The organism is Massilia sp. BHUDP2 (genome assembly GCF_046236355.1).
GTDB classification, from domain to species: Bacteria; Pseudomonadota; Gammaproteobacteria; order Burkholderiales; family Burkholderiaceae_D; genus Telluria; species Telluria varians.
The window spans coordinates 688,505-711,056 of sequence record NZ_JBJUVW010000003.1; the positions used below are offsets into that span (position 1 = coordinate 688,505).

Here is a 22,552-nt window from a genome sequence, read left to right on the forward strand (position 1 = left end):
TCCCTTCTAAACTGCCGGTTTCGACAATTCCCAGCCCCGGTATGAGGGTGTAGAATCGGCGCATCTCCCGGGAAACTCCGGTTATTTCCTTTGAAAGTCCCCCACATGAAACCTGTCGTGATCAGCGGCACCGGCCTGTTTACGCCGCCCTACTCCATCTCCAACGATGAGCTGGTGACGGCCTACAACGCCTACGTCGAGCTGTACAACCAGGAACACGCCGCCGCCATCGCCGCCGGCGAAACCACCGCGCTCGAGCCCTCGAGCAGCGCCTTCATCGAAAAAGCCTCGGGCATCAAGTCGCGCTACGTGATGGAGAAGGAAGGCATCCTCGACCCGGCCCACATGACCGCCCGCATCCCGGAACGCGCCGACGAACAGGTATCGCTGCAGGCCGAGATGTGCGTGGCCGCCGCGCGCGAGGCGCTGGAGCGCGCCGGCAAACAGGCATCCGATATCGACATGGTGCTGGTGGCCTGCTCGAACATGCAGCGTCCCTACCCGGCCATGGCGGTCGAAGTGCAGGACGCGCTGGGCATCGAGGGCTTCGGCTTCGACATGAACGTGGCCTGCTCCTCGGCCACCTTCGGCATCCAGACCGCGGTGGACGCCGTGCGCAGCGGCCGCGCGCGCGCCGTCCTGATGCTGAACCCGGAAATCACCAGCGGCCACCTGAACTTCCGCGACCGCGACAGCCACTTCATCTTCGGCGACGCCTGCACCGCGGTGATCGTCGAAGCCGCGGACACCGCGACCGGCGCCCACCAGTGGGAAATCCTGGACAGCAAGCTCAAGACCAAGTTCTCGAACAACATCCGCAACAACTTCGGCTTCATGAACCGCTTCGACGAAGCCGGCATCGGCGCGCCGGACAAGCTGTTCCGCCAGCAGGGCCGCAAGGTGTTCAAGGAAGTGTGCCCGATGGCGGCCGAGATGATCGCCGACACCGTCACGAATGCGGGCCTGAAGATCGAGGACGTGTCGCGCTACTGGCTGCACCAGGCCAACCTGAACATGAACCTCCTGATCACCCGTACCCTGCTGGGCCGCGATGCCGAGCCGAACGAAGCGCCGGTGATCCTCGACACCTATGCGAATACCTCGTCGGCGGGGTCGATCATTGCGTTCCACAAGTACCAGGATGACCTGCCGAGCGGCGCGAATGGGGTGATCTGCTCGTTCGGGGCGGGTTACTCGATCGGTTGCGTGGTGGTCCGCAAGAAGTAAGCGGAGAAGAAAAACGCCGGGCACATGCCCGGCGTGGTTTAACCGAAGGCCCGGTGTATCCGGGCCTTCGTCCATGCGTTTCCTACGCTGCGACGGGCATTGCCGGCAACGCATCCCCCAGTTGGGGTGCCAGACTGGTGCCGCGGCGCCCCACGGCCGCAGCCTGGCTGGCGCCGAGCATGTCGAGAACGGTCGGGTAGACATCGAGGATCGAGACTTCGGTGGCGTGGCGGCGGCCGTTGCCGCCGGCGACCCAGAGCGCTCCCTGCGGATGATGGCAGCCGCTCTTGAGCGCATCGATCACGTACAGCATCTCGCCCAGTTTCACCTGCTTGCCGCCGGCATGCTTGACAAGCGTGTCGCGCGCCAGCGTTCCGTGCAGGCCGCATCCGAAGTACAGGCCGCCGTCGGCCGCATCCCAGTGGTCGATCACGCGCTGGCCGCTTTCGAGATGGAAACCGGCCAGCTGCTCGCGTGCGAACTCCCGCTGGGCTTCATTTTCGAACAGCACCATGTACTGGTTCGTCATGGTCGGACTGACGTCGGTGTACGCAATGTTCCACTGCTGCAGGAAGCGCTCGACGTCGTGCAGGCGGTAAAACTTCTGGCCGCCCTTGGCTTCATGTTTCAGGAAAGGCTGCTGGCTCAGCGCCGTCATGAAGATCAGGCGCGCGCCGGTCTCTTGCGCCAGGTCGAGGAAATCGCCGACCAGCTTGTCCATCGCCTCGTAGCCGAAGCGCACCGCGTCGCCGTACACGGCCATTTCGTCGGCGTTCGGCTTGACCTCGAACGCGTCCGGATCATGGTGGCGCCAGTAGGCGTGCTGCAGGTGGGCCGTACTATTGATGAAGAAGGTCGCCAGGGCCGGACGATTACGGCGGTAGTACCAGCGGAACACGTCGAACTGCATCAGGTCGAGCAGGGCGGCGCGGCGATACGACAGGCGGCGGTCGGTGGTGCGCTCCTTGATCAGCTGGCCACCCAGACGTTTGACGGTCGACAGGCGCAGGCCGCGCGCGAACATGAAACGCAGGAACTTTGCGTAGTCGGCGGCGCCCAGGCGCGCGTTCGTGTTCGAGTACTCGCGCACGTTGCGGCTGATGAAGCCATTGTAGGTTTCCAGCTCGGCCGGATAAGCGTCGCCGTTTTCCGACCACGGATCTCCCACGAACAGCGAACCCTGCTCGGCGAAGCCACGCACGTTCATGCCGGCAAAGCACATGACCTTGCGGCCGGTCTTCAGCAAGCTGCGGTAAATGTCCTCATGCTCCGCACGCGCACCCTCGGTCAGGTGAAACACGCGATGCTGGTCATAGGCAAGGCCGGTGTGCGTCGAATACCACTGGATCCAGGGCTCCAGCTGAGCCGGATCCTTGACGTCCGCATTGGTGATGAAGACATCGCTCTGGCGCTGCAGGCGCACGAAGTTCGGCAGGCGTCCCTCGCCCATCCAGCGCTCGAGGAGCGATGGACAGAGTTCATTGAACTCCATCATGATGACAGGACGGGCTGGCGAATTGGAGGATTGTTGGGTGGCTTGAGCGGGGCTGATGATCGCCTCCATCTGGTTGGTATGAACAAACCACGAGCCGAGCTCTGCTGTGGACCAACCAAGAGTAACACAGCCCAAGTGCAAAATCTACAATAAAAGTTGCAAATAATACAGCAAAATGACGCGTACTGACAACACCATCACAGCCGCGCCGCCAGCTCCGCTCCTTCCCTGATCGCCCGCTTCGCATCCAGCTCCGCCGCCAGCGCCGCCCCACCGATCTTGTGGAAGCGCGGCCCGCCTTGAACAGGCTCTGCCGGCATCAGCTCCGCCAGGCTCTCCTGCCCGGCGCACACCACCACGTTGTCCACTTCCAGCAGGCGCCGTTCGCCGCCGACCGTGATGTGCAGACCCGCGTCGTCGATCCGTTCGTACTGCACCCCCGCCAGCATCTGCACGCCGTTGCGCACCAGGGTCGCGCGGTGCACCCAGCCCGAGGTCTTGCCCAGCCCTGCACCCGGACGCGTGCTCTTGCGCTGCAGGAGCCAGACTTCGCGCGGCGGATGCGGCTTCGCGGGCGCCTTCAGGCCACCCGGCGTGGAAGACGACGGATCGACGCCCCATTCCCCCATCCAGTGCACCTTCGGCACCGGCAGCGGCACTTCGGGATCGTGCACCAGGAACTCGCCCATGTCGAAGCCGATCCCGCCCGCGCCGATGATGGCCACGCGCCGTCCCACCGGCCGGCCCTCGCGCAGCACGTCGAGGTAGCTCAGCACCTTCGGGTGGTCGATCCCGTCGATGGCCGGCTTGCGCGTGGTGATGCCGGTGGCGACGACGACGTCGTCGTAGCCTTGCGCCAGCAGCTCCTCGCGGCTGACGCGCCGGCCCAGGCGCAGGTCGACGCCAAGGAGTTCGATCCTGCGCCCGAAATAGCGGATGGTCTCCGCGAATTCTTCCTTGCCCGGCACGCGCATGGCGACGTTGAACTGGCCGCCGATGCGGTCCAGCGCATCGAACAGCGTCACCCGGTGCCCACGTTCGGCCGCCACGGTGGCCGCGGACAGTCCGGCCGGCCCGGCGCCGACCACGGCGACATGGCGCGGCCTGGCGGTCTTGCGGAACACCAGTTCGGTCTCGTGGCAGGCGCGCGGGTTGACCAGGCAGCTGGCGCGCCGGTTCGAGAAGGTGTGGTCGAGGCAGGCCTGGTTGCAGGCGATGCAGGTGTTGATCTCGTCGGCGCGGCCGCCGGCCGCCTTCGCCACCCAGTCCGGGTCGGCCAGGAAAGGCCGCGCCATCGACACCAGGTCGGCCTCGCCCTGCGCCAGCAGCGCCTCGGCGTCACCCGGCATGTTGATGCGGTTCGATGCCACCACGGGGATGCTGACTTCCCGGCGGAGGCGCCCTGCCACCTCGGCAAAGGCCGCGCGCGGCACCGAGGTGACGATGGTCGGCACGCGCGCCTCGTGCCAGCCGTAGCCGGTGTTCAGGATCGTGACGCCCGCCTCTTCCAGGGCCTTGGCCACCGCCACCACCTCGTCCCAGGTATTGCCGCCTTCGACCAGGTCGAGCACCGAGTGGCGATACATCAGGATGAAGTCCGGGCCGCTTGCTGCGCGGATGCGGCGCACCACCTCGACGGCCAGGCGCATGCGGTTCTCGATCGGGCCGCCCCACTCGTCCGTGCGCTTGTTGGTGCGCGCGCACAGGAACTGGTTGAGCAGATAGCCTTCGCTGCCCATCACCTCGACGCCGTCGTAGCCGGCCAGCTTCGCCAGCTTCGCGCAGCGCGCATAGGCGGCGATGGTGGACTCGATGCCGGCGGCGTCGAGCGCTTTTGGTTTGAACTTCGAAATCGGCGACTTCAGGCTGGAAGCGGACACCACGAAGGGCTGGTAGCCGTAGCGGCCCGCGTGCAGGATCTGCAGCACGATCTTGCCGCCCTCTTCGTGCACGGCACGCGTCACGCGCCGGTGGTTGGGCACGTCGCCGAGGAAATTGAGGGTGCCGCCGAAGGGCAGCAGCCAGCCCTGGCGGTTCGGCGAGATGCCGCCGGTGACGATCAGGCCGACGCCGCCGCGCGCGCGTTCGCGGTAGAACGCGGCCAGCTTGCCGTAGTTGTAGAAGCGGTCTTCGAGCCCGGTGTGCATGGAACCCATGATCACGCGGTTCTTGAGGCTGGTGAAACCGAGGTCGAGCGGAGCGAGGAGCTGCGGATAAAGTGAATGCGTCATCACGGCATTACACCGTGATTTCGTGGAGACGTGGCTCTAAACGGGTCCTGGTCAGTTCAGGCCAGGTGGCTTTCGCGGTCGCGCAGCTCGGCGAAGCCTTCGATGCTGCCGATGTTCACCGTAACCGGCCGCAGGACCGCGCTTGGGGACATCGAGCGCCAGGCGAACTGCCATTCCTGTTCCAGCGCCTGGCCGGCGCTCTTGGTGAAGGCCGCGCCCAGGCGCGAGCGCGCGCCGTACTCGACCGGCCCGTCGATGCCGGCCCAGTCGGGCAAGGTACGCTGCACCGCGCGGTGCAGGCGTTCGCCGAACAGCTCGGTGTTGTGGATCACCAGGCAGCTGTCGGCCGGGCCAAGCACGTCGAACAGGCGCTTGTCCCACACGGTCGAGAACGACACGGTCAGGAAGAAACCGCTGGGAACCAGGCGGAACTGGCCGCGCAGCGCGGCTTCGAGTTCGGTGCGCGTCGCGTAGCGGTGCAGGGTTGGGGGGCGTTCGTAGTCGTGCATGTTCGGTTCAATCTGTGAAAGTGGCGCGCTGGCGCGGCTGCCGGAGCGAGTGCAGGTGCTGCATGCGCATGAAGCGCGAAGCGATCAGGACTTCGCGCAGGAAATAGACGAAGCTGCTGATCAGGCCGATCATGGCGAACACGAACAGGCCGGCGATGTACTGGTCCAGCGGGATGTTCATGGTATCGCCGAGGAACAGCGTCGCAATGACCAGGCAGATCAAGAGGCCGCAGGCGGTGCTGGAGCCGATCGCCGTGTTGACCAGGTGCGAGCGGACGTAGAGGATCTCGAGTTCGGCCGAGTATTCGGCGTCCGGGCCATCGCGCAGGCGGTCTTCGAGCACGCGGGTGCGGTCGATGATGCGCGCCAGCCGGTTGGTCAGCACGGTCAGCTTGGTCGCCACGCCAGTCAGCAGGAATACCGGGGCGATCGCCAACTGGATGACGTGGCCGATGTCGCTAAGCTGGAGATTCATGAGAGTGCTTCGTCTTCGTTATTCTAGGTTTTCTTCACAGTGTAACAGCCCTCAATCAAAGCGGCCGTGGCGCTTGAACTGTTCGGTGGCGTTCACCAGCGCCCGCGCGATGCCGGTCTCGAGGGCGCCGTGGCCGCCGTCGGGAATCATGTGCAGCTTCGCGCCCGGCCAGGCCTGGTGCAGGCGCCAGGCCGACAGCGGCGGGCAGATCACGTCGTAGCGGCCCTGTACGATGGTGGCCGGCAGGTGGGCGATGCGGCCGATGTCGCGCACCAGCTGATCTTCGTCCAGGAAGGCGCCGTGCAGCATGTAATGCGACTCCAGGCGGCCGACGCCGAGGTCGAGCGCGTCCGACGAAGGTTCGTCCGGCTGCGGCAGCAGGAACACGCGCCGGCCTTCGAAGCGGCTCCAGGCGCGCGCGGCCGGCCAGTACACGTCGGGATCGTTGCACAGCAGGCGCTCGCAATAGGCCTTGAGCAGGTCACCGCGCTCGGCCTGCGGGATCGGCGCCACGAATTCCTCGTACAGCTCGGGATAGAACCACTTGACGCCGTTGATGAACCAGTCGACTTCGGCCTTCGTGCACAGGAAAATCCCGCGCAGCACGAAGCCGAGGCAGCGCTCGGGGTGGGCCTGGCCGTAGGCCAGCGCCAGGGTCGAGCCCCAGGAGCCGCCGAACACCAGCCACTGCCTGATACCGAACATCTGCCGCAGGCGCTCGATGTCGTCGATCAGCAGCTGGGTCGTGTTGTTGCGCCATTCGCCCAGCGGCGTCGACTTACCGGCCCCGCGCTGGTCGAACAGGATCACGCGGTAGGCGCTCGGGTCGAAGAAGCGCCGGTGCTGCGGCGACAGTCCGGCACCCGGCCCGCCGTGCAGGAACAGTACCGGGATGCCGTTGGGGTTGCCGACTTCTTCCCAGTAGATCGTGTGCAGCTCGTCGACGGCGAGCATGCCGTGGCGGATGGGCTGGATCGGCGGGAAAAGGGACGGCGGTGTGGCAGGCATGGGACTCTACTCTCTCGGCGGGCTGGAAGCCGATTGTAGCTTAGAGCCTATCCTTTCAGAAGAAGGTATTCAGCGCCTGCGTCACGTTGTAAGCGTCGTCCACGGCCAGCAGCAGCTGCCACTTGTCGAAGGTGGTGCACGGATGCGAAATGCCGCAGCCGACCAGGTCGCCCACGCGCAGGCTGTCCCGGATGTCGCCTTGCGGCAGCGATAGGTAGGCGTGCTGGTCGTTCATCTTGAAAATCTCGCAGCCGGCCGGCAGCGCCGTGGGCTGGCCTGCCTCGCTGCCAGGGCAGTGCATGAACAGCGGCGTCGGCAGCGCTTCGTCGTAACCCGCGTCGCGCTTGCCCATCGTGAGGATGGCCAGGCCCGGCTCGGGGCGCGACTGCACCATACTCCACACTTCCAGCGCCGGACGCAGACCTTCGCCATAAGCTTCGCGCGCGTCGAGCTGGGCCAGCAGGCGTCGATAGGAACCATGGTCGCTGGTCAGGTAGCAGCCGCTGCGCAGTACAGGGCGCACCGGCCGCGACAAGCCTTCCATGCCCGCGAAACCGCGCGCCACCAAGTCGAAATACGAGGAGCCGCCGGCGGAAATCAGGATCTCGGCAGCGCCGAACAGGGCTTCGCCGTCGGCCGTTTCCACCAGGTCCACCAGCTCGGCCAGGAAGGCCTTGACGGCGCGGATGTCGGCCTCGCGGTCCTGGGTCACCAGCAGGCCCTCGTAGCCTTCGAAACCGGCCAGCACCAGGCCTTCTGCGCCTGCGACCACGCGTGCCACCGCCAGCGCCTCTTCCGGCGTGCGGCAGCCCGCACGCTTGCCGGCCAGGCCGAGTTCGACCAGCACCGGCAGCGGGCGGAGCAGACTGCGCGTGGTGACAGCTTGCGACAAGCGTGCTACGCCATCCAGCGAGTCGGCCAGCACGAAGCATTCGAAATCCGGATCGTCATGCAGCAGCGCCAGCACGGCCTCGATATCGGCGCGTGCCACCAGCTGGTTGGCCAGCAGCACGCGGCGCACGTTGAAGCGGTGCGCCACCTGCACCTGCGTCGCGCTGGCCAGCGTGATGCCCCAGGCGCCGTTGGCCAGCTGGGCCGCGAACAGCTGCGGGCTCATCGTGGTCTTGCCGTGTGGGGCCAGGGTGGCGCCGTGGCGCGCGCAGAAGTCGCGCATCCAGGACAGGTTGTGCTGGAGCGCCGAGGCCTTCAGCACAGCGACCGGGAAGGAGGTGTCGCCGCGCAGGACGTTCCAGCCCTGCACGCCGACCGCGCCCTGGCGCAGCGGCTCGGTCAGCGGCAGGCCCTTGGTGCCGGGCAGCAGGAGTTGTTCGTCGAGGCTGGACAGGGCGAGGCCGTCGCGGGGCAAGGTGTGCATGGCGTAAGGAATCAGTTCGTCGATATCGACACTATTGTAGCGGCGCTCGGACGCCAGCACGCGGCCAAAAAAAAGCACCGCCGCAGCGGTGCTCTTCGCGTGCCATGGGGCAGCAATTACTGCATGTGCTGCCCGCCGTTGATGGCGATGTTGGCGCCAGTGACAAAGGCTGCCTCTTCCGACGACAGGTAAGCCACCAGGCCGGCGACTTCTTCCGGCTTGCCCAGGCGGCCCATCGGAATCTGCGGAATGATCTTGCTTTCCAGCACTTCGCTCGGGATATCCATCACCATCTTGGTGCCGATGTAGCCCGGCGAGATGGTGTTGACGGTGACGCCCTTGCGCGCCACTTCCAGAGCCAGGGCCTTGGTGAAGCCGTGCATGCCGGCCTTGGCCGCCGAATAGTTGGTCTGGCCGAAGGCGCCCTTCTGGCCGTTCACCGACGAGATGTTGATGATCCGGCCCCAGCCGCGTTCGACCATGCCGTCGCAGACCGGCTTGGTCATGTTGAACACGGAATCCAGGTTGGTCTTCATGACCGCGTCCCAGTTCGGCTTGTCCATCTTCTTGAAGGTCATGTCGCGCGTGATGCCGGCGTTGTTCACCAGTACATCGACCGGGCCGACTTCCTGCTCGACCTGGCGCACGCAGGCCTGGGCCGAATCGTAATCGGCCACGTCGCAGGGATAGGCCCGGAAGTCGTAGCCCTGCTCTTTCATCTGGCTCAGCCAGCTTTCTGCCTTCTTGTTACCCGGCGAATACGTAGTGACGACCTTGTAACCCAAAGCGGCCAGCTTGATGCACACCGCTTCGCCCAGACCGCCCATGCCGCCCGTCACCAATGCTACTCGTGCCATTGTCTTCTCCAGTTTTGTTGTCAGTCACTGCTGTTCGAGGGACGGCCCCGGGCCGTCCCGGGTATCGCTTCAGTCGCGCTCGACCGCCAGCGCCACGCCCATGCCGCCGCCGATGCACAGGCTGGCCAGTCCGCGCTTGGCGTCGCGGCGCACCATCTCGTGCAGCAGGGTCACCAGCACGCGGCAGCCGGAGGCGCCGATCGGGTGGCCCAGCGCGATCGCGCCGCCGTTCACGTTGATCTTCGACGTATCCCAGCCCATTTCCTTGTTGACTGCGATGGCCTGGGCGGCAAACGCCTCGTTGATTTCCATCAGGTCGATGTCTTCATGGGTCCAGCCGGCCTTCTTGAGGCACAGCTGGGTGGCCGAGACCGGGCCCATGCCCATGATCGACGGGTCCAGGCCGGCCGATGCGTAGGCCTTGATGCGCGCCAGCGGGGTCAGGCCCAGCTCTTTCGCCTTCGAGGCGCTCATCATGATGACGGCTGCGGCGCCGTCGTTGATGCCGGAGGCGTTGCCGGCGGTGACGCTGCCTTCCTTGTTGAAGGCCGGACGCAGGCCGCTCAGCGCTTCCAGGGTCGAGCCGTGCTTCGGGTATTCGTCGGTGTCGAAGATGGTCGTGCCCTTCTTGGACGGGATCTCGACGGGGATGATCTCGTCCTTGAACTTGCCGGCCTTCTGGGCGGCTTCGGCCTTGAGCTGCGACTGCAGCGCGAACTCATCCTGCTCGGCGCGCGACACGTCATACTTGCGCGCCACGTTCTCGGCGGTCACGCCCATGTGGTACTGGTTGTACACGTCCCACAGGCCGTCGACGATCATGGTGTCGACCAGCTTGGCGTCGCCCATGCGGAAACCGTCGCGCGAGCCGTTCAGCACGTGCGGCGAGGCGCTCATGTTTTCCTGGCCGCCGGCGATGACGATCTGGGCGTCGCCGCACTTGATGGCCTGGGCCGCCAGGTGGGTGGCCTTCAGGCCGCTGCCGCAGACCATGTTGATGGTCTGGGCCGGCACCATGTCGGGCAGCCCGCCCTTGATGACGGCCTGGCGGGCCGGGTTCTGGCCGGCGCCGGCGGTGAGGACCTGGCCCATGATCACCTCGCTGACCGAGGCGGGATCGATGCCGGTCTTGGCCAGCAGTTGGCGAATCACGTGCGCGCCGAGCTCGGCGGCAGGTATCTTGGCCAGCGTGCCGCCGAATTTACCGACAGGCGTGCGGCCGGCGGCCACGATGACGACATCTTCCATATTGCTCTCCCTAGGTCCCGGTCTGGCCGGGGAATGTTAAAAACTGAAGACGGCTGGGCCGAAAAGCATGCATCTTACGGTTTGCGCAAAGCCCATGTTTAATCGAAATCAATCTTATCAGCTTATTCACCGATTACAACCGCGCCATAACAGGCTGTCACCATCTTGCGCGCATATTTTTGAACGTGCATCACTCAGTCGTGGCAACACTCATTTCTACTAGGAATCATGCGTACGTAAATGTCCTTTCGGTCAAATTTCACAGTAGAATGCACGAGCGCAACGCCAACCAGACTGTTTTATGCTGAAGACCCCATCCTCACTGCCCATCGAAATCAAGATTTCCACGGTCGTCGCCATTTCGACGATCCTGCATTCGGCCGACCCGGCCACGATCGACGCGGCACTGAACCAGATGACCGGCGGGGTCTCGGACTTCTTCGAGGACGAGTTCGCGGTGATCGACATCGCCGCCATCGCCCACGAGGCACCAAGCATCGACTGGCCGGCCCTGGTGGCGCTGCTGAAGAAATACCGGCTCAATGCGGTGGCCGTGCGCGGCGCCGGTCCGGAAATGGCGGACGCGATCCGCGCCCATGGCCTGTCGCTGGACGACGGCTCGAGCGGCGTGCGCGCCCCTGAAACGAAAGAAGTGCCGGCCGCGGCGGCGCCGACCCCGGCACCCATGCCTGAGCCCACCCCGGCGCCCACGCCGGCGCCTGAACCTGCCCCGGCGCCTGCGCCGGTGGCGGCCATGATCATCGACACCCCGGTGCGTGCCGGCCAGCGCGTCTACGCGCGCGGCACCGACCTGATCATCACCGCGGTCGTCAACAATGGCGCGGAAATCATCGCCGACGGCAGCATCCACGTGTACGCGCCCCTGAACGGCCGGGCACTGGCGGGCGCATCCGGGAATCCGGAAGCGCGCATCTTCGCCCTGTCGATGCAGCCGGAACTGGTGTCGATCGCGGGCGTGTACCGCACCTTCGACGACGGCTTCCCGAATGACCTGACGCGCCAGCCGGCGCAGATCAAGCTGGTCGGCGACCGGCTGGCGATCTCGTCGCTGGCGCCGGCATCCCGCGCATAAACCTTCGACCGCAGATACTGCTAGAACTGTAAAGGACCTTTTTGTGGCAAGAATTATTGTTGTGACGTCCGGCAAGGGCGGTGTGGGCAAAACCACTTCGAGCGCAAGCTTTTCCAGCGGCCTGGCCCTGCGCGGCCACAAGACCGCGGTCATCGACTTCGACGTCGGCCTGCGCAACCTCGACCTGATCATGGGTTGCGAACGCCGCGTGGTCTATGACCTGATCAACGTGATCAACGGCGAGGCGACCCTGAACCAGGCGCTGATCAAGGACAAGCACACCGACAACCTGTTCATCCTGCCGGCCTCGCAGACGCGCGACAAGGAAGCGCTGAGCGAAGACGGCGTCGAGCGCGTGCTGAACGAGCTGGTCAAGATGGGCTTCGAGTTCATCATCTGCGACTCGCCGGCCGGCATCGAGCACGGCGCGCTGATGGCGCTGACCTTCGCGGACGAGGCGATCATCGTCACCAACCCGGAAGTGTCCTCGGTGCGCGACTCGGACCGCATCCTCGGCATCCTGCAAGCCAAGTCGCGCCGCGCCCAGAGCGGTTCGGAGCCGGTCAAGGAACACCTCCTGATCACCCGCTACTCGCCGAAGCGCGTGGAAGCCGACGAAATGCTGTCCTACCAGGACGTGCAGGAAATCCTGCGCATCCCGCTGATCGGCATCATCCCGGAATCGGAATCGGTGCTGCATGCCTCGAACCAGGGCAACCCGGCGATCCATTTCAAGGGCACCGACGTGGCCGAGGCCTACGAGGACGTGATCGCCCGCTTCCTGGGCGAAGAGCGTCCGCTGCGTTTCACCAACTACGAAAAGCCGGGCCTGTTCCAGCGTATCTTTGGAGCCAAGTGATATGGCACTTCTCAACTTTCTGTTTCCGGAGAAAAAGAAGAGCGCTTCAGCCGCCAAGGAGCGCCTGCAGATCATCATCGCCCGCGAGCGCAGCAGTGTGACCGGTCCGGATTTCCTGCCGGCCCTGCACCGCGAGCTGATCGAGGTCATCTCGAAATACACCAAGGTCAGCGCGGACGACATCAAGATCTCGCTCGACCGCCAGGGCAACCTGGAAGTGCTGGACGTGAACGTGGTGCTGCCGGACGCCTGAGCGATCCTTCTCTGATAAACAAATGTCCGCTTAAGCGGACATTTGTTTATCCGCCTGCGCCGTCCCCGCATCGATCACTTGCAGCTTCTGCAGCTCGCGCGCCACCTTGGCGCAGGCCTCCACGTGCTGGTAGCCCATCTTGCGGAACAAGGCGAAGCCGATCGCCGCCGAGGCCACCTGCCCCGCGACCGGCACCACCTTGGCCACCGTCTTGGCCGCGATCTTCACGCCGGCGCGCTTGAACAGCACCAGCACCAGCCGCTTGGTCACCAGTTTCCCCACCAGCATGCCGCCGACCGAGGCTGCCGCCTGGTAGGCCAGTACCCGCAGGCGCGGATGCAGGCGCTCGATCTGTTTCTGGCTCAGGCCGAACTCCTTGTTCACCTCTTCCACCAGCAGCGTGAAGGTGCTCAGGTCCGACAGCACGTCCAGGCCCGGCAGCGGTACCGCCGCCACCCCGGCCGACACCAGCGCCCGCTTTCGCACCATCTCGCGACAGCGCTCGCGCACCGCCTCGATCTCGGCCCCGCTCACCGGCGTCGCCGGCGGTTCGGCCGCGACGACGTCTTTATTTTTGCGTCGAAACAACATATCGCCTCCCGGTTACTTCGTACCGACAAGTGTAGCGCGCGGCCCGGGTTCGCCTGAACACAACAGAACCGCATTTCCTGACGAAAATTCGTCAATTTGCTGTAGCGCCATTTTGTGAAAGTCTGCTATATTCGGTTTAACCCTTGTAGGAGCCTTCCTACAAGGCTAACCTGACCAGTAGATGTCCCATGAAGATTGCCGTTCTCGAACAAGACCGCAGCCAGGCTGAACTCATTTGCCAGGTGCTGAGTGCCGCGGGCCACAGCTGCCAGCCGTATGACAGCGCCAAGGAATGCCTTGCGCAACTGCGCAAGGAAAATGCCGACATGCTGGTCATGGACTGGAACGTCCCCGACATGGAAGGCGTCGAAGTGCTGCGCCGCGCCAAGGAAAAGATGGCGGCCAACGCGCCTGTCATTTTCCTGGTCGGTAACAATGCCGAAGACGACATCATCGCCGGCGTCACCGCGGGCGCCGACGATTACCTGGTCAAGCCGCTGCGCCGCGGCGAGCTGGTAGCCCGTGTCTCGGCCCTGCTGCGCCGCGCCTATCCGTCGCAGAACAGCGCCGAGCAGCTGCAGTTCGGTCCGTTCACCTTCGAGACCCGCCCGGGCCGCCTGCTCAAGGACGGTTCGATCATCGACGTCACCCAGAAGGAATTCTCGCTGGCGCTGCTGTTCTTCCGCAACATCGGCCGTCCGCTGTCGCGCGCCTACATCCATGAATCCGTGTGGGTACGCGATACCGACGTGCCTTCGCGCACCATGGACACCCACGTCTCGCGCGTGCGCAACAAGCTCAGCCTGCGTCCGGAAAACGGCTTCCGCCTGGTGCCGGTCTACAGCTACGGCTACCGCCTGGAAAAGCTGGGCGCCTGATCATTGCGTCAACACGGGCGGCCGGCCCCGGCCGTCCGCTGAAACCCTTCTCGCACAAGGGTATAATGGGTGCATACCTGTCGACCCCGTCCCACCATGCAACTGCTTGCCGTTGGCCTGAACCACACGACCGCACCGGTCTCGCTGCGCGAGCAGCTGGCGCTCGCGCCTGACCAGCTCGGCAAGGCGGTACAGGCGGCGCGCAGCTGGTTCGCACGCCAGGGCGCGCATGGCGCTTCCGGCAACGAGGCGGCCATCCTCTCGACCTGCAACCGCACCGAGATGTATGCGGCCAGCGACATCGCCAATCCGCTCGACGCCTCGGCCCAGTTCCTGGCCCACTACCACGCGCTCAATTTCGCCGAACTGCGCCCGCACCTCTACATGCTGCCGCAGGACAGTGCGGTGCGCCACGCCTTCCGCGTCGCCTCCGGGCTCGACTCCATGGTGCTGGGCGAGCCGCAGATCCTGGGCCAGATGAAGGACGCGGTGCGCACCGCCGAGGAAGCCGGCGGCCTGGGCACCTACCTGCACCAGCTGTTCCAGCGCAGCTTTGCCGTGGCCAAGGAAGTGCGCAGCACCACCGAGATCGGCGCCCACAGCGTCTCGATGGCGGCCGCCGCCGTGCGTCTGTCGCAGCGCATCTTCGACCGCATCGCCGACCAGCACGTGCTGTTCATCGGCGCCGGCGAAATGATCGAACTGTGCGCCGCCCACTTCGCGGCCCAGAACCCGAAATCCGTCACCATCGCCAACCGCACCATGGAGCGCGGCCAGCAGCTCGCCACGCGCTACAACGGCGAGGCGATCCGCCTGGCCGACCTGCCCGAACGCCTGCAGCATTTCGACATCGTGATCTCCTGCACCGCCTCGTCGCTGCCCCTGATCGGCCTCGGCATGGTCGAGCGCGCGATCAAGGCGCGCCGCCACCGACCGGTGTTCATGGTCGACCTGGCCGTGCCGCGCGACATCGAACCCGAAGTCGCGCGCCTGGACGACGTGTTCCTGTATACCGTGGACGACCTGGCCCAGGTGGTCCAGACCGGCATCGAAAGCCGCCAGGCCGCCGTGGCCCAGGCCGAAGCCATCATCGAGACGCGTGTGCAGTCCTTCATGCACTGGGTCGGCGACCGCGCCATGGTGCCGGTCATCCGCGACCTGCACGAGTCGAGCGAAGCGCTGCGCCTGGCCGAACTCGAACGCGCACGCAAGCTGCTGGCGCGCGGCGACGACCCGGAGGCCGTGTTAGAGGCGCTGTCGAAGGGCCTGGCCGCCAAGTTCCTGCACGGCCCCCAGCAGGCGCTGCACCACGCCCAGGGCGACGAGCGCGCTCGCCTCGCCAGCCTGCTGCCCCAGCTGTTCCGCGGCCGCCGTTAGCGGCCCTCTTCCTTTCGTCGTGCGCTTCCCGCGAGGCGCGTTCCGGCCGCCCCGCGGCTATCTAGACTCTACCGAGCACCCATGAAACCATCCATGCTGGCCAAGCTGGACCAACTGGCCAACCGACTCGTCGAACTGGACGAACTCCTGATGTCCGAAGGCGCCACCGCCAACATGGACAGCTACCGCAAGATGACCCGCGAGCACGCCGAGCTCTCGCCCCTGGTCGCCCTGTACCGCCAGTACGGCGCGGCGCAGGAAGACATCGTGGCTGCCCAGGAGATGGCGCAGGACCCGGAGATGAAGGACTTCGCCCAGGAAGAAATCGAAGCCGCGAAAGCGCGCCTGGCCGAGCTCGACCTCGAGCTGCAGAAGATGCTGCTGCCGAAGGACGCCAACGACGAGCGCAACATCTTCCTCGAGATCCGCGCCGGCACCGGCGGCGACGAGTCGGCCCTGTTCGCCGGCGACCTGCTGCGCATGTACACCCGCTTCGCGGAGCGCAACCGCTGGCAGGTCGAACTGGTGTCGGAGTCGCCCTCGGACCTGGGCGGCTACCGCGAAGTCATCGTGCGCATCATCGGCAACGACGTGTACTCGAAACTGAAATTCGAATCGGGCGGCCACCGCGTGCAGCGTGTTCCCGCCACCGAGACTCAGGGCCGCATCCACACCTCGGCCTGTACCGTGGCCGTGATGCCGGAAGCCGACGAGGTCGAGGACGTGAACATCAACCCGGCCGACCTGCGCATCGACACCTACCGGGCCTCGGGCGCCGGCGGCCAGCACATCAACAAGACCGATTCGGCGGTGCGCATCACCCACCTGCCGACCGGCATCGTGGTCGAGTGCCAGGACGACCGCAGCCAGCACAAGAACAAGGCGCAGGCGCTCAAGGTGCTGGCGGCGCGCATCAAGGACGTGCAGCTGCGCGAGCAGCAATCGAAGGAGGCGGCCACCCGCAAGAGCCTGATCGGCTCGGGCGACCGCAGCGAACGGATCCGCACCTACAACTTCCCGCAGGGCCGCCTGACCGACCACCGCATCAACCTGACCTTGTACAAGCTGGACTTCATCATGGATGGCGACCTGAGTGAACTGACCAATGCGCTGGCGGCGGAGCACCAGGCGGAACTGCTGGCCGCGCTGGGCGATTGATGGGTTAAGCAAAGATTAAGTAGCCATCGGGGCTTCATGCGAGAATGCCTCGTCTCGAACGAACTACACTACAAGAACCATGATGCTGCCTTCCAACCGCCAGATCCTGTTCGCCATCTCCTCGATCTGCTTTGCCCTGATCGGCGTCGCCCTCTACCTGCAGCATGCCCACGACATGCTGCCCTGCCCGCTGTGCGTGATCCAGCGCTACATGTTCCTGGCGATCGGCGTGGCCAGCCTGGTGGCGGCCATCAGCGGCAAGGTGCGCGAAGGCACGGTGCTGGCCCTGCTGGCGGCGCTGGGCGGCCTGTATACGGTCGGCAAGCACCTGTACGTGATCGCCAACCCGGGCTTCAGCTGCGGCATCGACCCGATGGAGACCTTCCTCAACAAGATCCCCACCGCCGAATACCTGCCCTGGCTGTTCCGCGCCGACGGCCTGTGCGAAGGCGCCACCGACGGCATCATGGGCCTGGCGATCCCGCAGTGGTCGGCGATCTGGTTCGTGGTATTGACCGTGCTGCTGGCCTTCGTCCTGCTGCGCAAGAAACGCACATGACGCAAGCGATCCAGGCCGGGGCGACGATCCGGCAGCTGCTGGCCGCCTTGCCGCTCGAGCCGCTGGAAAACCGCATCCTGCTGTGCCACGCGCTGGGAGTGTCGCGCGTGGGCCTGATCACCCAGTCCGAACGTGCCCTGAACAGCGCGGAAGCCGCGCACCTGGACGCGCTGGTGCAGCGCCGCCTCGCGGGCGAACCGATCGCCTACATCGTCGGCGAACGCGAATTCTTCGGCCTGCCCTTCCGGGTCGGCCCGGGCGTCCTGATTCCGCGCCCCGACACCGAACTGATCGTCGAACTGAGCCTGGAGCGCCTGCCGCCGCGCGGCCGCCTGCTCGACATGGGCACCGGCAGCGGCGCCATCGCCGTGGCCTGCGCCCACTCGCGCCGCGATGCCAGCGTGACGGCGCTCGACCTCAGCGAAGAAGCGCTGGCCATCGCGCGCGCCAACGCCGCGGCCAACGGCGCGCAAGTGCGCTTCCTGCGCAGCGACTGGTTCGCCGCCATTGGCGAAGAACGCTTCGAACTGATCGCGTCCAACCCACCCTATATCGCCGCCGGCGACGCGCACCTGTCGCAGGGCGACCTGCGCTTCGAGCCGGTCGGCGCCCTCACCGACCATGCCGACGGCCTGACTGCGCTCCGTAGCATCGTCGGCGGGGCCCCCGATCACCTGGTGCCGGGCGGCTGGCTGCTGCTCGAGCATGGCTACGACCAGGCCGAGGCCGTGCGCGCCCTGCTGGCGGCGCGTGGTTTCCTTGAGGTACAAAGCTGGCGCGACCTGGCCGGCATCGAGCGTGTCAGCGGCGGCCGCCTATCCTGACGGGCGCGCCGCCGGGATCAGTCTTGCTAAAATGACCAGACCATTCCTTGGGTCCGGCATGCGCAAACTGTTCGCCTCGATCGTCCTGCTTGTTCCCTTCGTCTGCGGCGCCGCCGATACGACGACGGATGCCGCACGCCGGCTGTTCGAGCGCGAATGGCAGTGGCAGCTGCGCCAGCAGCCCGAGTATGCGACCACCATCGGCGAACACCGCTTCGACGCCAGCCTGAGCGACACCAGCCTGGCCGCCCGCGCCGCCGCCGCCGAGCACGCGCGCCAGGTCCTCGCCGAAATACGCCAGCTCGAGCGCGCGGAACTCGAGGGCCAGGACCGGATTTCCTACGACCTGTTCATCGCCCAGCGCGAACGCCTGCTGGCGGCCGACGCCTTCACGCCCTTCGATCCTCAGCCGCTGAGCAGCGTCGACGGCCTGCAGGTGCGCCTGCCGCGGCTGGTCGCCGCGATGCCCTTCACCAGCGAGCTGGATTACCGCAATTACCTGGGACGCCTGGCCGCCCTGCCCGCGCACGTGGACGGCCTGGTCGAGCAGCTGCGCGCCGGCATGGCCGCAGGCTGGACCCAGCCGAAAACCGTAATGGCGCCGGTCCCGGCGGCCCTGCACGCGCTGCACGAGGAGATCGCCACGGGCCCGCTGTTCGCGCCCTTCCTGCGCATCCCCGCCACGATCGAGCCGGAGACAAGGGAAAAGCTGCTGGTGGACGGCATCTCGGCGCTGGCGAATGGCGCCCAGGCCCTGCACCGGCTGGAGGAATTCGTGCGCACCGAATACCTGCCGGCGGCGCGCGAGACCATCGGCGCTTCCAGCCTGCCCGGCGGCGCGGACTGGTATGCCTTCCTGGTGCGCCATGCCACCACCACGCGCCTGACTCCGGGCCAAGTGCACGAGATCGGCGTGCGCGAAGTCACCCGCCTGCGCGCCGAGATGGGCGCGCTGGTGCCGCGCACCGGTTTTCGCGGCAACCTGGCGCAGTTCCTGAGCTTCGCGCGCACCGACCGGCGCCTGTTCTTCCCGGACCAGGAGGCCCTGCTGGCCCGCTACCGCAAGGCCGTGGCGCGCGCCAGCGCGAAGCTGCCCCGGGTCGTGGCGACAGTGCCGGAAGCCGGCATCGCGGTCAAGCCGATGTCCGCGGAGGGCGCCGGCCAGCCGCTCGCCTATTACGAAGGCGGCAGCGAAGGCCGCAGCGCGGCGCTGGTGGTGAACGTGTCGCACCCGGGCCTGCGGCCGGCCTGGCAGGTCGACAGCGTGGCCCTGCACGAAGCCCTGCCGGGCCACCACCTGCAGGTGGCGCGCGCCCAGGAGCTCGCGCTGCCGGCCTTCCGCCGCCACGCCTGGTACCAGGCCTTCGGCGAAGGCTGGGCCACCTATGCCGAAGGCCTCGGCCCGGAACTGGGCTTCTTCGGCGACCCGTTCTCGCGTTTCGGCCACCTGAACGAAGAGATGCTGCGCGCGGCGCGGCTGGTGGTGGACACCGGCATCCACACCCTGGGCTGGTCGCGCAAGGCGGCGATCGACTACCTGAACACCCACACCGCCAATCCGCCGCCCGATAACGAAGCGGAAGTCGACCGCATCATCGCCCAGCCGGCGCAGGCGCTCGGCTACAAGATCGGCCAGCTGCGCATCGCCGCGCTGCGCGAGCGCGCCGCCACCGTGCTGGGCCGGCGTTTCGACCTGCGCCGCTTCCACGACGTGGTGCTGGGGAACGGCGCCCTGCCGCTGGACGAGCTCCAGCGCCAGGTCGAGCGCTGGATCACGGCCGAACAGGCGCCCCCCACCCCTGCCGCAAGCTCCTCGAAAGAATGAGGCGGTCGCCGACGCACTCCGCATTTTTCGGTTACTCTCTGCTCCAATCGAATTGGCAGTAAAAGAAAGGAAACACCCGTGGGTATGCAACCAGAGTCGAACCAACTACAGCGCCGCCTGGCCCTGCTCGACGACGATGAGCACCGCGCCCTGCTCGGCCAGGGCCTGCGCGGCATCGAACGCGAAACCCTGCGCGTCAACCACAGCGGCCACCTGGCGCGCACCCCGCATCCGGTCGAGCTCGGTTCTGCACTGACCCATCCGCAGATCACCACCGACTATGCCGAAGCCCTGCTGGAATTCATCACGCCGGCCGAGCACGACATCTCCGTGGTGCTGAACCACCTGGACGCCATCCACCGTTTCGCGCATGCGCGCCTGAAGGACGAGATGCTGTGGAGCGTCTCGATGCCGGGCGAACTGCCGCTTGAAGAAGACATCGAGATCGCCTGGTACGGCAAGTCGAACATCGGCATGCTCAAGCACGTCTACCGCCGCGGCCTGGCGCTGCGCTACGGGAAGGCGATGCAGTGCATCGCGGGCATCCACTACAACTACTCGCTGCCGGAAAAACTGTGGCAGCTGGTGGCCGCCAGCGAAGGCATCACGGAAGAACGCCGCCATGCGCTGCGCGACTTCCAGTCCGAAAGCTACATCGCGATGATCCGCAACTTCCGTCGCTACAGCTGGCTCCTGATGTACCTGTTCGGCGCCACCCCGGCCCTGACCACCAGCTTCCTGCGCGGCCGCCCGCACAAGCTGGAAACGCTGTCCGACGACACGCTCTACCTGCCCTACGCGACCAGCCTGCGCATGAGCGACCTCGGCTACCAGAACGACGCCCAGTCCGGCCTGCGCCCGCACGAGAACAGCCTGGAGAGCTACGTCACCAGCCTGATGGCCGCCGTGAACACGCCCTACGAACCGTATGCGGCGCTCGGCACCAAGCGCGACGGCGAGTGGATCCAGCTCTCGACCAACGTGCTGCAGATCGAGAACGAGTACTACTCGACGATCCGTCCGAAGCGCGTGATCCGCACCGGCGAGCGTCCGGTGCAGGCGCTGTGCAACCGCGGGGTGCAGTACATCGAGGTGCGCTGCCTCGACGTCGATCCGTTCGAGCCGGTCGGCATCAGCCTGGAAACCGGCCGCTTCCTCGATGCCTTCCTGCTGTTCTGCGCCTTCGAGGAAAGCCCCCTGATCAGCGCCCACGAAGGCCAGGTCCATGCGCGCAACTTTGCCCGCACCGTCAAGGAAGGCCGCGACCCGGCCCTGCTGCTTACCCGCGACGGCACCGACGTGCCGCTCAAGGACTGGGCGCTGGAACTGATCGAACGCATCCGCCCGGTGGCGCAGCTGCTCGACGACCAGCACAACGAGGGCAATGTGCACGAGTCCTCGCTCAACCTGCAGAAGGCCAAGATCATCAATCCGGCGCTGACCCCGTCGGCGCGGGTGCTGGAAGAGATCCGCAGCCTCGGCTCGGCCACCGCCTTCGGCCTGCGCCAGAGCGAGCTGCATGCGGCGAGCTTCCGCGACAGCCCCTTGATGCCGGCCGAGGAAGCCCTGTTCGACGAACTGGCCCGCAAGTCGCTGGACGAGCAGGCCGCGATCGAAGGCCAGGACAGCGGCAGCTTCGACGATTTCGTCGCCGCCTACAACTGCAGCAAACTGTGTAGCAACCAATAAGCATCCTCTTGCCCGCGCATGCTCACGTTCTACAACGAACACCACGCCCAGCAAGCCGCCAGCGGCGAGACGGCACCGTGGGACGAGCAGCCTGACGCGGTCGCGCTGACGCTGGCGGAATTCGAGCGGCGCGGCCTGGGGCGCATCGTCACCCCGCACGGCGTGCCGCTGGTCTCGCTCGAGCGCGTGCACACGCCGCGCTACCTGCACTTCCTGCGCACGGCCTGGGGCATGTGGAACGCGCTGGATGCATCGAACGCCGACAAGCCGCTGCTGCCGGTCCTGTGGCCGCCGCGCGGCGCAGCGGGCGAGCCCGAACCGGAGGACTTCTTCGCCCGTCTCGGCCTGTTCGCGTCCGACAGCCGCACGCCCATCGCGGGCGGCACCTGGACCGCGGCCAGGCTGGGGGCCGACTGCGCCATCAATGCGGCGCACGCGCTGCGCGTGGGCGAGCGCGCCAGCTTCGCGCTGACCCGGCCCGCGGGCCAGCATGCGCGCGCCGAGGGCTACGGCGGCGGCTGCTTCCTGAACAATGCCGCACTGGCGGCCCAGCACCTGCTGGACGACGGTTTGGCGCGAGTGGCGATCCTCGACATCGCGCGCCACCACGGCCACGGCACCCAGGACATCTTCTACGCGCGCAGCGAAGTGCTGTTCGTGTCGATCCACCTCGACCCGCGCCAGGCCTACCCTTTCTATGCCGGCCATGCCGGCGAACAGGGCGTGGGTGCGGGGCTGGGCGCCAACATGAACCTGCCCTTGTTGCCGGATTGCGGCCGCGGCCCCTGGTTCGCGGCGCTGGAAACGGCCTGCGTCAAGCTGGCCATGTTCCGGCCCGAGGCCCTGGTGGTCTCGCTGGGCGGCCTCGCCCCGGGCTTCGGCCTGCAGGGCGGCGACTTCCTGCGCATCGGCGAGCGCATTGCCCATCTCGGCCTGCCCACCACTTTCGTGTTCGAGGGTGGCGGCACGGGCGCCATCAGCATCCTCGAAGGTTTCGAAACCGCCGCGTGAGCATCCCGCC

The 22,552-nt window shown here is 66.3% G+C and carries 21 protein-coding genes; 12 read left to right on the plus strand and 9 right to left on the minus strand.

All coding sequences use genetic code 11. The annotated features are described in order from the left end of the window. Positions 1-105: 105 nt before the first annotated feature. Positions 106-1,227, plus strand: coding sequence for a beta-ketoacyl-ACP synthase III (locus ACK6C6_RS19800; RefSeq protein ID WP_036214053.1), 1,122 nt, complete (start codon positions 106-108; stop codon positions 1,225-1,227). Between the two features lie 82 nt (positions 1,228-1,309). On the opposite strand, the gene ACK6C6_RS19805 is transcribed toward ACK6C6_RS19800, so the two are convergent. From ACK6C6_RS19805 to ACK6C6_RS19840, 8 genes are all read right to left on the minus strand, one after another. Then, positions 1,310-2,722 carry a hypothetical protein gene (locus ACK6C6_RS19805; RefSeq protein WP_209589445.1) on the minus strand — a complete coding sequence of 471 codons (1,413 nt, stop codon included), beginning with the start codon at positions 2,720-2,722 and terminating at the stop codon, positions 1,310-1,312. Positions 2,723-2,919: 197 nt separating this feature from the next. Beyond that, complete coding sequence (locus ACK6C6_RS19810; RefSeq protein ID WP_409268896.1) at positions 2,920-4,953, minus strand: FAD-dependent oxidoreductase; 2,034 nt, start codon at positions 4,951-4,953, stop codon at positions 2,920-2,922. A gap of 56 nt (positions 4,954-5,009) precedes the next feature. Next, positions 5,010-5,462 carry a hypothetical protein gene (locus tag ACK6C6_RS19815; protein ID WP_409268897.1) on the minus strand — a complete coding sequence of 151 codons (453 nt, stop codon included), beginning with the start codon at positions 5,460-5,462 and terminating at the stop codon, positions 5,010-5,012. 7 nt (positions 5,463-5,469) lie between these two features. Further along, complete coding sequence (locus ACK6C6_RS19820; RefSeq protein WP_027864585.1) at positions 5,470-5,937, minus strand: DUF2721 domain-containing protein; 468 nt, start codon at positions 5,935-5,937, stop codon at positions 5,470-5,472. A 51-nt stretch (positions 5,938-5,988) separates the two neighbouring features. Beyond that, on the minus strand, positions 5,989-6,945 hold the full coding sequence (gene pip / locus ACK6C6_RS19825) for a prolyl aminopeptidase (protein ID WP_292044109.1): 957 nt from the start codon (positions 6,943-6,945) through the stop codon (positions 5,989-5,991). A gap of 55 nt (positions 6,946-7,000) precedes the next feature. After that, positions 7,001-8,320, minus strand: a complete 1,320-nt coding sequence (locus tag ACK6C6_RS19830; protein WP_409268898.1) for an amino acid deaminase — start codon at positions 8,318-8,320, stop codon at positions 7,001-7,003. A gap of 116 nt (positions 8,321-8,436) precedes the next feature. Further along, positions 8,437-9,177, minus strand: coding sequence for a beta-ketoacyl-ACP reductase (locus ACK6C6_RS19835; RefSeq protein WP_209589437.1), 741 nt, complete (start codon positions 9,175-9,177; stop codon positions 8,437-8,439). 69 nt (positions 9,178-9,246) lie between these two features. After that, complete coding sequence (locus tag ACK6C6_RS19840; RefSeq protein WP_409268900.1) at positions 9,247-10,425, minus strand: acetyl-CoA C-acetyltransferase; 1,179 nt, start codon at positions 10,423-10,425, stop codon at positions 9,247-9,249. 301 nt (positions 10,426-10,726) lie between these two features. Between ACK6C6_RS19840 and minC the strand changes: the two genes are divergently transcribed. The 3 genes from minC to minE are packed head-to-tail and all read left to right on the plus strand — an operon-like array spanning position 10,727 to position 12,630. After that, complete coding sequence (minC, locus tag ACK6C6_RS19845; RefSeq protein WP_409268902.1) at positions 10,727-11,518, plus strand: septum site-determining protein MinC; 792 nt, start codon at positions 10,727-10,729, stop codon at positions 11,516-11,518. A gap of 43 nt (positions 11,519-11,561) precedes the next feature. Then, positions 11,562-12,377: a septum site-determining protein MinD gene (gene minD, locus ACK6C6_RS19850; protein ID WP_281911735.1), complete on the plus strand. Its 816-nt coding sequence runs from the start codon at positions 11,562-11,564 to the stop codon at positions 12,375-12,377. 1 nt (position 12,378) lies between these two features. Continuing rightward, on the plus strand, positions 12,379-12,630 hold the full coding sequence (gene minE / locus ACK6C6_RS19855; RefSeq protein WP_027864594.1) for a cell division topological specificity factor MinE: 252 nt from the start codon (positions 12,379-12,381) through the stop codon (positions 12,628-12,630). Between the two features lie 30 nt (positions 12,631-12,660). On the opposite strand, the gene ACK6C6_RS19860 is transcribed toward minE, so the two are convergent. Next, complete coding sequence (locus ACK6C6_RS19860) at positions 12,661-13,221, minus strand: hypothetical protein (RefSeq protein ID WP_409268903.1); 561 nt, start codon at positions 13,219-13,221, stop codon at positions 12,661-12,663. A gap of 188 nt (positions 13,222-13,409) precedes the next feature. Between ACK6C6_RS19860 and ACK6C6_RS19865 the strand changes: the two genes are divergently transcribed. From ACK6C6_RS19865 to ACK6C6_RS19900, 8 genes are all read left to right on the plus strand, one after another. Next, positions 13,410-14,099, plus strand: a complete 690-nt coding sequence (locus ACK6C6_RS19865) for a response regulator transcription factor (RefSeq protein ID WP_409268904.1) — start codon at positions 13,410-13,412, stop codon at positions 14,097-14,099. 96 nt (positions 14,100-14,195) lie between these two features. Further along, positions 14,196-15,476 (plus strand): glutamyl-tRNA reductase, encoded by a 1,281-nt coding sequence (gene hemA / locus ACK6C6_RS19870; RefSeq protein ID WP_209589432.1) that lies wholly within the window; start codon positions 14,196-14,198, stop codon positions 15,474-15,476. Between the two features lie 81 nt (positions 15,477-15,557). Beyond that, positions 15,558-16,634 carry a peptide chain release factor 1 gene (gene prfA / locus ACK6C6_RS19875; RefSeq protein WP_409268906.1) on the plus strand — a complete coding sequence of 359 codons (1,077 nt, stop codon included), beginning with the start codon at positions 15,558-15,560 and terminating at the stop codon, positions 16,632-16,634. 85 nt (positions 16,635-16,719) lie between these two features. After that, complete coding sequence (locus ACK6C6_RS19880) at positions 16,720-17,193, plus strand: disulfide bond formation protein B (RefSeq protein WP_027864598.1); 474 nt, start codon at positions 16,720-16,722, stop codon at positions 17,191-17,193. Continuing rightward, on the plus strand, positions 17,190-18,017 hold the full coding sequence (gene prmC, locus ACK6C6_RS19885) for a peptide chain release factor N(5)-glutamine methyltransferase (protein WP_409268907.1): 828 nt from the start codon (positions 17,190-17,192) through the stop codon (positions 18,015-18,017). The genes ACK6C6_RS19880 and prmC overlap by 4 nt, the downstream gene beginning before the upstream one ends. A 58-nt stretch (positions 18,018-18,075) precedes the next feature. Continuing rightward, the gene (locus tag ACK6C6_RS19890) at positions 18,076-19,842 is read left to right on the plus strand and encodes a DUF885 domain-containing protein (RefSeq protein ID WP_409268908.1); all 1,767 of its coding nucleotides are present in this window, start codon (positions 18,076-18,078) and stop codon (positions 19,840-19,842) included. A gap of 84 nt (positions 19,843-19,926) precedes the next feature. Further along, entirely contained in the window at positions 19,927-21,531 is a 1,605-nt protein-coding gene (gshA, locus tag ACK6C6_RS19895; protein ID WP_409269205.1) for a glutamate--cysteine ligase, read from the plus strand. Positions 21,532-21,549: 18 nt separating this feature from the next. Then, positions 21,550-22,542 carry a histone deacetylase family protein gene (locus tag ACK6C6_RS19900; protein ID WP_409268910.1) on the plus strand — a complete coding sequence of 331 codons (993 nt, stop codon included), beginning with the start codon at positions 21,550-21,552 and terminating at the stop codon, positions 22,540-22,542. Positions 22,543-22,552: the final 10 nt, after the last annotated feature.